The 12,234-nt window shown below is 73.8% G+C and carries 8 protein-coding genes; 2 read left to right on the top strand and 6 right to left on the bottom strand.

Annotated features, from left to right (window positions below):
• Positions 1-180: 180 nt before the first annotated feature.
• The 3 genes from WCS02_RS11765 to WCS02_RS11755 all read right to left on the bottom strand — a co-directional run bounded on the left by WCS02_RS11765 (position 181) and on the right by WCS02_RS11755 (position 4,427).
• Positions 181-1,938, bottom strand: a complete 1,758-nt coding sequence (locus tag WCS02_RS11765; protein WP_340293301.1) for a glycerol-3-phosphate dehydrogenase/oxidase — start codon at positions 1,936-1,938, stop codon at positions 181-183.
• Between the two features lie 137 nt (positions 1,939-2,075).
• Positions 2,076-3,593, bottom strand: coding sequence for a glycerol kinase GlpK (glpK, locus tag WCS02_RS11760; protein WP_340293299.1), 1,518 nt, complete (start codon positions 3,591-3,593; stop codon positions 2,076-2,078).
• Positions 3,594-3,692: 99 nt separating this feature from the next.
• Positions 3,693-4,427, bottom strand: a complete 735-nt coding sequence (locus tag WCS02_RS11755; protein WP_340293297.1) for an MIP/aquaporin family protein — start codon at positions 4,425-4,427, stop codon at positions 3,693-3,695.
• 218 nt (positions 4,428-4,645) lie between these two features.
• Between WCS02_RS11755 and WCS02_RS11750 the strand changes: the two genes are divergently transcribed.
• Positions 4,646-5,404, top strand: coding sequence for an IclR family transcriptional regulator (locus WCS02_RS11750; protein WP_340293295.1), 759 nt, complete (start codon positions 4,646-4,648; stop codon positions 5,402-5,404).
• Complete coding sequence (glpK, locus tag WCS02_RS11745) at positions 5,401-6,990, top strand: glycerol kinase GlpK (RefSeq protein WP_340293293.1); 1,590 nt, start codon at positions 5,401-5,403, stop codon at positions 6,988-6,990. Before WCS02_RS11750 ends, glpK (WCS02_RS11745) begins: the two co-directional genes overlap by 4 nt.
• Here the strand turns inward: glpK (WCS02_RS11745) and WCS02_RS11740 are convergent.
• The 3 genes from WCS02_RS11740 to guaB form a co-directional block, all read right to left on the bottom strand.
• A complete protein-coding gene (locus WCS02_RS11740; RefSeq protein WP_340293291.1) occupies positions 6,975-8,096 on the bottom strand; it encodes a GuaB3 family IMP dehydrogenase-related protein in 1,122 nt (373 codons plus the stop codon). The genes glpK (WCS02_RS11745) and WCS02_RS11740 overlap by 16 nt on opposite strands.
• A 73-nt stretch (positions 8,097-8,169) precedes the next feature.
• The gene (fdhA, locus tag WCS02_RS11735) at positions 8,170-9,384 is read right to left on the bottom strand and encodes a formaldehyde dehydrogenase, glutathione-independent (protein ID WP_340293289.1); all 1,215 of its coding nucleotides are present in this window, start codon (positions 9,382-9,384) and stop codon (positions 8,170-8,172) included.
• 203 nt (positions 9,385-9,587) lie between these two features.
• Positions 9,588-11,105 carry an IMP dehydrogenase gene (gene guaB, locus WCS02_RS11730; protein ID WP_340293287.1) on the bottom strand — a complete coding sequence of 506 codons (1,518 nt, stop codon included), beginning with the start codon at positions 11,103-11,105 and terminating at the stop codon, positions 9,588-9,590.
• Positions 11,106-12,234 lie beyond the last annotated feature (1,129 nt).

Below are 12,234 nucleotides of genomic sequence, written 5' to 3'. Positions count from 1 at the left end.
ACGATCCGTCTTCCGGCACCACGGGGCCGGCGGGGGACGGGACGGGTCCCCGGCCGTCGGCGGCGACGGCGACGTCGGGCGCGGTGGCGGTGCGCATGCCCGTCACCGTACGCGCGCCCCGCCCCGGTCCCCCGGACGTCTGCCCGGGCATCCCGCCCGGGCGGGGCGCGCCACGCCCGCTCAGCGGATCGGCACGACCTCGGGGGCGCCGAGGCGCACCGCGTCGGCGGTCTCGTCGTCGGGCTGCTCCTGGCTCTCCCGCTCGGCGGCGACCCGGGCGAGGTAGTTCTCCACCTCGCGGTCGACCTGGTCCGGGCCCCAGCCGAGCACCGTGGCCATGAGCTCGGCGGCGGGGCGGGCGGCGCCGACCCCCCGGTCGAAGGTCTCGATGGAGATCCGGGTCCGGCGTGCCAGGACGTCCTCGAGGTGGCGCGCGCCCTCGTGCGAGCAGGCGTAGACGACCTCGGCGCGCAGGTGGTCCTCGGCCCCGGGCAGCGGCTCCCCCAGCGAGGCGTCGCCGGCGACGATCGCCACGACGTCGTCGGTGTCGGTGCCGTAGCGGCGCAGCAGGTGCTCGACCCGCGCCACGTGCAGGCCCGAGCGCTCGGCGGTGCGGACGCGGGAGTTCCAGGCCGCCTCCCAGCCGCTGGCGCCCACCATGGGGATCTTCTCCGTGCACGAGTCGGGCACCCGGAACGGCAGCGAGCGCACGGCCTCGTCGACGGCGTCGCGCGCCATCACTCGGTAGGTCGTGTACTTCCCGCCGGCGACCACGACCAGGCCCGGCACGGGGTGGCCCACGACGTGCTCGCGCGACAGCTTGGACGTGGAGTCGGACTCCCCGCTCAGCAGCGGGCGGAGCCCGGCGTAGACGCCCTCGACGTCCTCGTGCGTCAGCGGCCGCTCGAGCACGGCGTTGACGTGGTCGAGCAGGTACTGGATGTCCTTGCTCGACGCGGCGGGGTGGGCCTTGTCGAGGGTCCAGTCGGTGTCGGTGGTGCCGATGATCCAGTGCCGGCCCCACGGGATGACGAAGAGGACGGACTTCTCGGTCCGCAGGATCATCCCGGTGGCGGACTGGATCCGGTCCTTGGGCACGACCAGGTGCATGCCCTTGCTGGCGCGGACCTTGAACTGCCCGCGGCCGCCCACCATCTCCTGGGTGTCGTCGGTCCACACGCCGGTGGCGTTGATGACCTGCTTGGCCCGGACGTGCACCTCCTGGCCGGTCTCCAGGTCCTCGGCCACGACGCCGACGACGCGCTCGCCCTCGCGGAGGAAGCCGGTGACGCGGGTGCGGCTGATGACGTGGGCGCCGTACGCGGCGGCCGTGCGGGCCAGGCCCATGGTGTGCCGGGCGTCGTCGATCTGGGCGTCGTAGTACTGGATCGCCCCGACCATCGCGTCCTTCTTGAGCGACGGGACCTGGCGGAGCACCTGCTTGCGGGTGAGGTGCTTGTGGAACGGGACGCCGGTGGAGTGCCCGCCGCCCAGGCTCATCAGGTCGTACAGCATGATCCCGGAGCCGATGTACGCCCGCTCCCACACCCGGTGCTGCAGCGGGTAGAGGAACGGCACCGGCCGGCACAGGTGCGGGGCGAGCCGGGTGAGGATGAGACCGCGCTCCCGCAGCGCCTCCCGCACCAGGGCGAAGTCGAGCATCTCCAGGTAGCGCAGCCCGCCGTGGACGAGCTTGCTCGAGCGGCTGGACGTGCCCGAGGCGAAGTCGCGGGCCTCGATGAGCGCGACGGTCAGGCCGCGGGTGGCCGCGTCGAGCGCGGCACCGGTGCCGACGACGCCGCCGCCGACCACCACCACGTCCAGCTCGTCCTGCTGGACCGCCGCGAGGGCGTGCTCGCGGTCGGCGGGCCCGAGCCGGCCGCGGTGCGACAGCTCGCGGCCGATCATCTCGACGGGGGGCGGGGTCGTGGTCGTCATGCGCGTCTCCAGGTGCGGTGGGAGGTTCGTCCATTGTCCGCCCGGTCGGCCGGGCGCGGCCCGCGGGGGGTCGCGCCCGGCCGGCCGGGGCGTGGGACCGGCGGTGCGGTCGGGCGGTGCTGCTCAGGCGGTGCGCGTCACTCGACGTCCACCCAGTCCAGGGTGCGGTCGACGGCCTTCTTCCACTGCGCGTGGCCCTCGGAGCGCTGGGTGTCGTCCCAGGCGGGGCTCCAGCGCCGGTCCTCGTTCCAGTTCTGGCGCAGCTCGTCGGTGTCCTTCCAGAACCCGACCGCCAGGCCCGCGGCGTAGGCGGCGCCGAGGGCGGTCGTCTCGGCCACGACGGGCTTGGACACCTCGACGCCGAGCACGTCGGCCTGGATCTGCATGCAGAGGTCGTTGGCGGTCACGCCGCCGTCGACCTTGAGGACCTCCAGGTGCACGCCCGAGTCCTTCTCCATCGCGTCGACGACGTCCTTGGACTGGTAGCAGATGGCCTCGAGGGTGGCCCGCGCCAGGTGGGCGTTGGTGTTGAACCGCGACAGACCGACGATCGCGCCGCGCGCGTCGGAGCGCCAGTACGGCGCGAAGAGCCCGGAGAAGGCCGGCACGAAGTACACGCCGCCGGAGTCGGGCACCTGCCGGGCCAGCGCCTCGGACTGCGCGGCGCCGGAGATGATGCCCAGCTGGTCCCGCAGCCACTGCACGGCGGACCCGGTGACGGCGATCGACCCCTCCAGGGCGTACACCGGCTTCGCGTCGCCGAACTGGTAGCAGACGGTCGTGAGCAGCCCGGACTCCGACCGCACCAGCTCCTCGCCGGTGTTGAGGAGCATGAAGTTGCCGGTGCCGTAGGTGTTCTTGGCCTCGCCGGGGGCCAGGCAGACCTGCCCGACCATGGCGGCCTGCTGGTCGCCCAGGTCGCCGGTGAGCAGCACCTCGCCCGCCAGGGGGCCGGTGCGCAGGGTGGTGCCGTAGCCCGTCGGGCAGGACGAGGGCTTGATCTCCGGCAGCATCTGGCGGGGGATGTCGAAGAACGACAGGAGCTCGTCGTCCCAGTCCAGCGTCTCCAGGTCCATGAGCATGGTGCGCGAGGCGTTGGTGGGGTCGGTGACGTGGACGCCCCCGTCGGTCCCGCCCGTGAGGTTCCACAGCAGCCACGAGTCGGTGTTGCCGAAGACCGCGTCGCCGCGCTCGGCCGCGGCCCGGACCCCGTCGACGTTCTCGAGGATCCACTGCACCTTGCCGGCCGAGAAGTACGTGGCGGGCGGGATGCCGGCCTTGCGCCGGATGACGTCGCCCTTGCCCTCGCGGTCGAGCTTGCTGGCGATCCGGTCGGTGCGGGTGTCCTGCCAGACGATGGCGTTGTAGTACGGGCGGCCGGTCGTCCGGTCCCACACCACGGCGGTCTCGCGCTGGTTGGTGATGCCGAGGGCGGCGAGGTCGCTGCTCTGCAGCCCCGCCCGGCCCAGGGCGGTCTTGATGACCGAGCTGGTGCGCTCCCAGATCTCCACGGGGTTGTGCTCCACCCAGCCCGCCTGCGGGAGGATCTGCTCGTGCTCGAGCTGGTACTTGCCGCGCTCGTTGCCCTCGTGGTCGAAGATCATGAAGCGTGAGCTCGTGGTCCCCTGGTCGACTGCGCCGACGAAATCTGCCATTGGTCTGTCCCTCTCCATCGTGGGTGCGTGCTGACGGTGCTGGTCCTGGTGGTGGTGCTGGTCGTGCTCGTGCCGGTCCCCGGCCCGCGGGCGGTCGGCTCAGGCGTAGGCGGCCGCCGCCAGCCCCGCGAGGACGCCGCCGATGACGGGGCCGACGACCGGGACCCAGGCATAGCCCCAGTCGCTGGGCCCCTTGCCGCGCATCGGGAGCAGCGCGTGGGCGATGCGCGGGCCGAGGTCGCGGGCGGGGTTAATGGCGTAGCCGGTGGGCCCGCCGAGCGAGGCGCCGATGCCGACGACCAGCAGGGCCACCGCGAGCGGCCCCACCTCCGACGGGGTGTTGCCGAACATGATGATGACGAACACGAGGACGAAGGTGCCGATGACCTCGGTCACCACGTTCCACACCGGGTGGCGGATCGCCGGCGCCGTGGAGAACACGGCCAGCTGCGAGCCGGCGTCGTCGGTCGCGTCGAAGTGCTGGCGGTAGGCGAGCCAGCACAGCGTCGCGCCGAGGATGCCGCCGAGGAGCTGGGCGACGATGTAGACGAGCGTGGTGCCGACCGTCACGGGGATGTCGGGGCCGTACTCCTCGACCCCGTTCGCCAGCAGGCCGAGGGTGACCGCCGGGTTGAGGTGCGCCCCGGACTTGTAGCCGGCGTAGACCCCGGCGAACACCGCCAGGCCCCAGCCGAAGTTGACGAGCAGGAAGCCGCCGGCCTCCCCCTTGGTGCGGGCGAGGGCGACGTTGGCCACCACCCCGCAGCCGAGCAGCAGCAGGAACGTGGTCCCCACCAGTTCTGACACGAACACCGTGCCGAGCGTGCCGTCCATCGAGAGCTCCCTTGCTCCGTGCCCGTCGTCGTCGACGGGGGCCTGTCGGGCGCCCGCTCGGCGCCCCTGTCCGCCCAGGACGCTATGGAGGCCCGCCGGGCCGCACAACGGTCACCGGTCGGCATCGGCGACCCACGCACGGTCGGCATCGTCGACCCCGTCGAGGTCGGCATCGCCGACCTGGCCCGCCGGGCCCCCGCCGGGCCTAGCCTGCGGACGTGGCGGGGACGATCCAGTCGATCGAGCGGGCGGCGGCCGTCCTGCGCGTCGTCTCGGCCGGTCCCCGCGGGCTCACGCTGCTGGAGGTGTCGGCCGCGCTCGGCCTGGCCAAGGGCACCACGCACGGCATCCTCCGCACCCTCGTCGACGTCGGCTTCCTCGGCCAGGACGCCACCACCGGCCGCTACGAGGTCGGCGACCGGCTCACCGCGCTCGGCGGCCACGCCCTCGACGCCAGCACCGTCCGGTCGCTCACGCTCAACTGGGCGGACACCCTGGCGTCGCGGGCCGGCGAGCAGGTGCACGTCGGGGTGCTGCGCGGCCTCGAGGTCGAGGTCGTCCACCACGTCTTCCGCCCCGACGACAGCGAGCAGGACATGCGCACGGGGCTGCGCCTGCCGGTGCACGCCAGCGCCATGGGCAAGGTGCTCCTGGCCTTCGACCCGTCGGCGCAGGCGCAGGTGCTGTCCCGGCACCAGGAGCTGCGGACCCACCGCACCGTCACCGAGCCGGGCGCCATCACCCGGCACCTGGAGGCGGTGCGCCGCGACGGCACGGCCACCGAGGTCGAGGAGCTCGTCCTCGGCCAGGCAGCGGTCGCCGCACCGGTCCGGGGCCGCGGCGGCATCGTCGTGGCCGCGGTCGAGGTGAGCGGCGACGTCGAGCGGCTGTGCGACGGGCGCGGCCAGGTGCGCACCCGGTTCGTCACCCAGGTGCGCGCGGTCGCCCGGACGATGTCGCGGGACTTCGCCGCGTGAGCGTCGCCGAGCGGTACGTCGCCGCGATCGACCAGGGCACTACGTCGACCCGCTGCATCCTCTTCGACGCCGCAGGCCGGCTCGCCTCGGTGGCCCAGCGCGAGCACCGCCAGCACTACCGCCGGCCGGGCTGGGTCGAGCACGACGCCGCGGAGATCTGGCGCAACGTCGGCCGGGTCCTGCCGGAGGCGCTGGCCGACGTCGGCGCCACCGCGGACCAGGTCGTCGCCCTCGGGATCGCCAACCAGCGCGAGACCACGGTGCTGTGGGACCGGCGGACCGGGGAGCCCGTCGCCCCCGCGGTCGTCTGGCAGGACGTGCGCACCCAGCAGGTCATCGAGCGCCTGGCCGGCGACGTCGGGGTGGACCGGTTCGCCGACGTCTGCGGCCTGCCGCTGCTCACCTACTTCTCCGGTCCCAAGATCGCGTGGCTGCTCGAGCAGGACCCGTCGCTGCGGGAGCGGGCCGAGCGCGGCGACGTGCTGTTCGGGACCATGGAGACCTGGCTGGTGTGGAACCTCACCGGCGGGCCGGACGGCGGCATCCACGTCACCGACGTCACCAACGCCAGCCGGACGATGCTCATGGACCTGCGCTCGCTGGAGTGGTCGCCGGAGGTCTGCGCGGCGATGGGCGTGCCGATGGCGCTGCTGCCGCAGATCCGCTCCTCCAGCGAGGTGTACGGCGAGACGACGACCGTCGTGCCCGGGGTGCGGATCGCCGCGGCGATGGGCGACCAGCAGGCCGCGCTGTTCGGGCAGACGTGCTTCTCCCCCGGCGAGGCCAAGTGCACCTACGGCACCGGCAGCTTCGTGCTGCTGCACACCGGCTCCGAGCTGCCGCGCTCCACTCACGGGATGCTGTCGACGGTCGCCTACAAGCTCGGCGACGAGCCGGTGCAGTACGCGCTGGAGGGCGCGATCGCCGTCACCGGGTCCCTCGTGCAGTGGTTCCGCGACAACCTGGGCCTGATCTCCAGCGCCCCCGAGATCGAGACGCTCGCCCTCACGGTGTCCGACGCCGGCGGCTGCTTCATCGTGCCGGCGTTCTCGGGGCTGTTCGCCCCGCACTGGCGCCCCGAGGCCCGCGGCGTGGTCGTCGGGCTGACCTCGTACATCACCAAGGGCCACCTGGCCCGGGCTGTGCTGGAGGCGACGGCGTGGCAGACCCGCGACGTCGTCGACGCGATGGACGCCGACTCCGGCGTGGCGCTCACCGCGCTCAAGGTCGACGGCGGCATGACGAGCAACAACCTGCTCATGCAGACCGTCGCCGACGTCCTCGGCGTGCCGGTCGTGCGCCCGATGGTCAGCGAGACCGTGTCGCTGGGCGCCGCGTACGCCGCGGGGCTCGCCGTCGGATACTGGCCGGACCTGCAGGGGCTGCGCCGCAACTGGCACCGGGCGGGACGCTGGCTGCCCGCCGAGGGCTCGGACCGGCGCCAGGGCGACTACGAGGACTGGGGCCGCGCGGTCCAGCACACCTTCGGCTGGGCGACGTCGGGCCGGGCGCGGCCGGTGCCCGCCCAGGTCCCGCCGGAGGCCGCCCTCGCCGCCGGGCGCCGCCGCCCTCAGGCCGGGCGGTAGGGCGAGACGACCATCTCGACGCGCTGGAACTCCTTGACGTCGAGGTAGCCGGTCGTCGCCATGGCCCGGCGGAGCGCGCCGAACATGTTCGTCGTGCCGTCCGCGCTGCGACCCGGTCCGAGGAGGATCTCCTGCAGCGGTGCCACCGTGCCGACGTGCACCCGCTCGCCGCGGGGCAGCACGGCGTGGTGGGCCTCGGAGCCCCAGTGCCAGCCGCGGCCGGGGGCCTCCTCGGCGCGGGCGAGCGCCGCGCCGAGCATGACCGCGTCCGCGCCGCAGGCCACGGCGTTGACGACCGCGCCGGACAGGCCCATGCCGCCGTCGGCGATGACGTGGACGTAGCGGCCGCCGGACTCGTCGAGGTAGTCCCGGCGGGCACCGGCGACGTCCGCCAGGGCCGTCGCCATCGGGGCGTGGATACCCATCGTCTTGCGGGTGGTGTGCGCGGCCCCGCCGCCGAAGCCGACGAGCACGCCCGCCGCACCGGTCCGCATGAGGTGCAGCGCCGCGGTGTACGTCGCGGCGCCGCCGACGATGACGGGCACGTCGAGCTCGTAGATGAAGCGCTTGAGGTTGAGCGGCTCGCTGCGGGCCGACACGTGCTCGGCGGACACGGTGGTGCCGCGGATGACGAACAGGTCGACGCCGGCCTTGGCGACGGTCTGCCACAGCTCCTGGGTGCGCTGCGGGCTCAGCGACCCCGCGACGGTGACGCCGGCAGCGCGGATCTCGGCGAGCCGGTCACGGACCAGCTCGGGGCGGATCGGCTCGGCGTACACCTCCTGCATCCGGACGGTGGCCGCGGCCGGGTCGAGCTCGGCGATCTCGGCCAGCAGCGGCTCGGGGTCGTCGTACCGCGTCCACACGCCCTCCAGGTCGAGGACGCCGAGCCCGCCGAGCCGGCCGACCTCGACGGCCGTGGCCGGGCTCATGACGGAGTCCATCGGGGCGGCTAGCAGCGGGAGCTCGAAGCGGTAGGCGTCGATCTGCCACGCGGTCGAGACGTCCTCGGGGTCGCGCGTGCGGCGCGAGGGGACGACGGCGACGTCGTCCAGCGAGTACGCCCGTCGACCGCGCTTGGCCCGTCCGATCTCCAGCTCGTTCACGCCGGAACCCTACCGACGGGGCGGTGCGCCCGCAGACACGCGGCCGCACCGCCCCGCCGGCCCCGGTGCCGGGTCAGGCGACCATCCCGTGGGGGTCGATGACGTACTTCTTGGCCGCCCCGGAGTCAAAGTCGGCGTAGCCGGCCGGCGCCTCGTCCAGCGGGATGACCGTCGCGTTGACCGCCTTCGCGATCTGCACCCTGTCGGCGAGGATCGCCTTCATGAGGCCGAGGTTGTAGCGCATCACCGGGCACTGCCCGGTCGTGAACGACAGCGACTTGGCCCAGCCGGTGCCCATGCTCAGGGACAGGGCACCGACCTTGGCCGCCTCGTCGACGCCCCCCGGGTCGCCGGTGACGTACAGGCCGGGGATGCCGATGGCGCCGCCCGCCGCGGTGACGTCCATCAGCGAGTTGAGCACCGTCGCCGGCGCCTCGGTGCCGGCGTCGGCGCCGTGGCCCCGGGCCTCGAAGCCGACCGCGTCGACGGCCGCGTCGACCTCGGGGACGCCGAGGACCTGCTCGATCTGGTCCTGGGGCGACCCCTTCGACACGTCGACGGTCTCGCAACCGATGCTGCGCGCCTGCGCCAGCCGCGACTCCACGAGGTCCGCGACGATGACGACGGAGGCCCCGAGCAGCTGCGCCCCGACCGCGGCGGCGATGCCGACCGGCCCCGCCCCTGCCACGTAGACCGTCGAGCCGGGCTTCACGCCCGCGGTGACGGCGCCGTGGAAGCCGGTCGGGAAGATGTCCGACAGCATCGTCAGGTCGGTGATCTTCTCCAGGGCCTGGTCCCGGTCCGGGAACCAGAGCAGGTTCCAGTCCGCGTACGGGACCATGACGTACTCGGCCTGGCCGCCGACCCAGCCGCCCATGTCGACGTAGCCGTAGGCGGCCCCGGGCCGCGCCGGGTTGACGTTGAGGCAGATGCCGGTCTTGCCCTCCTTGCAGTTGCGGCACCGACCGCAGGCGATGTTGAACGGCACGGAGCACAGGTCGCCCTGCTTGATGAACTCCACGTCGCGGCCGACCTCGACCACCTCGCCGGTGATCTCGTGGCCCAGCACGAGGTTCTCCGGGGCGGTCGTGCGGCCCCGCACCATGTGCTGGTCGCTGCCGCAGATGTTGGTGGTGACGACCTTGAGGATGACCCCGTGCTCGCACTTCCGGCCGACGTTGGCCGGGTTGACACCCGGGCCGTCCTGCAGCTCGAGCTTGGGGTAGGGGATCTCCTGGACCTCGACCGTGCCGGGGCCGATGTACGCGACTGCTCTGTTGGACGCCACGCTGCGCCTCCTCCGTGGGTGGCGGTGACCTCCCCGGTGCGACGACGTCACCGGTGCGCGCCTGCGCACGGCTCACGAGCCTGCCCCACACCGCAGGGACGGACAAGGGTCGGACCGGCACCCCTCCCCCGCCGCAGGCCCCCCGCCGACCCCCGGCAGTCCTCGCGGTCGTCCCGCCGCTGGGGCCGGCGGGCCCGGGGCCGTCAGCGGACGGTGTAGTTCGGGGCCTCGTTGGTCATCCGGATGTCGTGCGGGTGGGACTCCTTGAGCCCCGCGGACGTGATCCGGACGAACCGGCCGCGCGCCTTGAGCTGCCCGACGTCCTCGGCCCCGACGTAGAACATCGACTGGCGCAGGCCGCCGACGAGCTGGTGGGCGACGGCGCCGAGCGGGCCGCGGTAGGGCACCTGGCCCTCGACGCCCTCGGGCACGAAGTCGTCGTCGACGGCGACGTCGTTCTGGAAGTAGCGGTCCTTGGAGAAGGACCGGGCGCCGGCGCGGGTCTGCTGGGCGCCGAGGCTGCCCATCCCGCGGTAGGACTTGTACTGCTTGCCGTTGACGAAGACGAGCTCGCCGGGGCTCTCCTCGCACCCGGCCAGCAGCGAGCCGAGCATGACGGTGTCCGCGCCCGCGACCAGCGCCTTGGCGATGTCGCCGGAGTACTGCAGGCCGCCGTCGCCGATCACCGGCACGCCCGCCGGGGCGCACGCCTGCGCCGCCTCGTAGATCGCGGTGACCTGCGGGACGCCGACGCCGGCGACCACGCGGGTGGTGCAGATCGAGCCCGGGCCGACCCCGACCTTGACCCCGTCGACGCCGGCCTCGACGAGAGCTTGGGCGGCCGCGCGGGTGGCGACGTTGCCGCCCACGACGTCGACGTGGGCGACCGACGGCTCGGCCTTGAGCCGGGCGATCATCTCCAGCACCGCGCGGCTGTGGCCGTGGGCCATGTCGACGACGAGCAGGTCGACCCCGGCCTCGACGAGGAGCATCGCGCGCTTCCACGCGTCCTCGAAGATGCCGATCGCCGCGCCGACGCGCAGCCGGCCGACCTCGTCCTTGGTGGCCAGCGGGTACTTGTCGGCCTTGGTGAAGTCCTTGACCGTGATGAGGCCGCGCAGGCGCCCGTCGGCGTCGACGAGCGGCAGCTTCTCGATCTTGTGCTGGGCGAGCAGGGCCATGGCCTGGTCGGGGTCGGTGCCGACCGGCGCGGTGACGAGCGGCATCCGCGTCATGACCTCGTCGACCCGACGCGTGGGGTCGGTCTCGAAGCGCAGGTCGCGGTTGGTGACGATGCCGAGCAGGACGCCCGAGTCGTCGACCACGGGGAGCCCGCTCACGCGGTAGCGGCCGCACAGCTCGTCGACCTGCTGCAGGCTCGCCGACGGGCTCGTGGTCACCGGGTGGCTGACCATGCCGGCCTCGGAGCGCTTGACCAGGTCGACCTGCTGGGCCTGGTCCTCGGCGGACAGGTTGCGGTGCAGCACGCCGAGCCCGCCCTGGCGCGCCATGGCGATGGCCATCCGCGACTCGGTGACCGTGTCCATCGCGCTGGACAGCAGCGGCACCTCCACGGTGATCCGCTTGGACACCCGCGACCGGGTCATCGCGCCGCTGGGGACCACGTCGCTCTCCCCCGGCAGCAGGAGCACGTCGTCGTAGGTCAGGCCGACGGTGGCGAACGGGTCGTGCGGGGCGGGCTGCGAGGGCTCGGTGACCACCCCCCGATGGTAGGCGCTCCGGCGGTGGCGCCCGAGCCGCGGTGGCGGGGCGGGGCTCGGGTGGTGGCGACGCCGGCCGGCGCCGCCGGGGCGCTGTCGGGGGTGGGGCTGCGAGCGGGGCCGAGATCGTGGGCCTGTCTCGCACGGTCCGGGGTCCGGGGTGCGAGCGAGCCCGAGATCATCGGAGCCGCTCACGCTGTCTGGGGCTGGTCGTGCGAGCGGGCGCGAGACCGTCGGCCGCCCTCACGCTGTCTGGCGCTGGTCGTGCGAACGAGCCCGGGATGGTCGGGCGCGCTCGCGCAGGCGGGGGTTCGCGGTGCGAGCGATGCCGAGACCGGCCGGCTCGCGCGGTCCGGGGCTCGAGGTGCGAGCGGGCCCGAGATCGTCGGCCACGCTCACGCTGTCCGGCGCACAACCACCATCGGCAACCACAACGGCTCTCCCCGAGCCGCCAGCACGCACGAACACCCCTATCAGCAGCCACAACGGCTCACTCTGAGCCAACAGCACGCACGGACAGCCGTATTAACAGCCACATTGGCTCACTGCGAGCCGCCGTGCGCACCCGGCGCCCCGCGACAGTCCCGACCGCTGCGCGGCACCCACGCCCTCAGATCTCGCCGCCAAGATCCGGCTCGGCCGGTGGGAACGCAGCCCGCACGGGGTGAGACCGGGTGGGGCGAACCGTCGGCCGAGGACTGGTGGGGCAGCTACGGCTTGGCGGGCTGGCCGTTGCCGCCGCCGTTACCCCCGCCGTTGCCCCCTGCGTTCCCGCCGCCAGGGTTCGCGGCGCCGCCGGTGCCCCCCACGCCGTTGCCGCCACCGGGGTTCGAGCCGCCCCCGTTCCCGCCACCCAGGTTCGAGCCACCGCCGGTGCCGCCACCGGGGTTCGAGCCACCACCGTTCCCGCCACCGGGGTTCGAGCCACCACCGTTCCCGCCACCGGGGTTCGAGCCACCACCGTTGCCGCCACCAGGGTTCGACCCGCCACCGTTGCCGCCACCAGGGTTCGACCCGCCGCCACCGGCGTCGCCCCCACCGGGGTTCCCGCCCCCGCCGGGGTTGCCCCCACCGCCCGGGGCACCCCCGCCGCCCGGGTTCGCGCCGCCGCCGGGGTTGCCGCCGCCCT

The organism is Aquipuribacter hungaricus, from assembly GCF_037860755.1.
Classification (GTDB): domain Bacteria; phylum Actinomycetota; class Actinomycetes; order Actinomycetales; family JBBAYJ01; genus Aquipuribacter; species Aquipuribacter hungaricus.
The sequence above is the reverse complement of the archived record's forward strand: the minus strand, read 5'-3'. Positions and strand labels throughout refer to the sequence as shown.

Bases quoted from the DNA above. Each gene is read 5' to 3' on its own strand.
- WCS02_RS11755 (WP_340293297.1), bottom strand. From the start codon at position 4,427: ATGGACGGCACGCTCGGCACGGTGTTCGTGTCAGAACTGGTGGGGACC.
- WCS02_RS11765 (WP_340293301.1), bottom strand. From the start codon at position 1,938: ATGACGACCACGACCCCGCCCCCCGTCGAGATGATCGGCCGCGAGCTG.
- glpK (WP_340293299.1), bottom strand. From the start codon at position 3,593: ATGGCAGATTTCGTCGGCGCAGTCGACCAGGGGACCACGAGCTCACGC.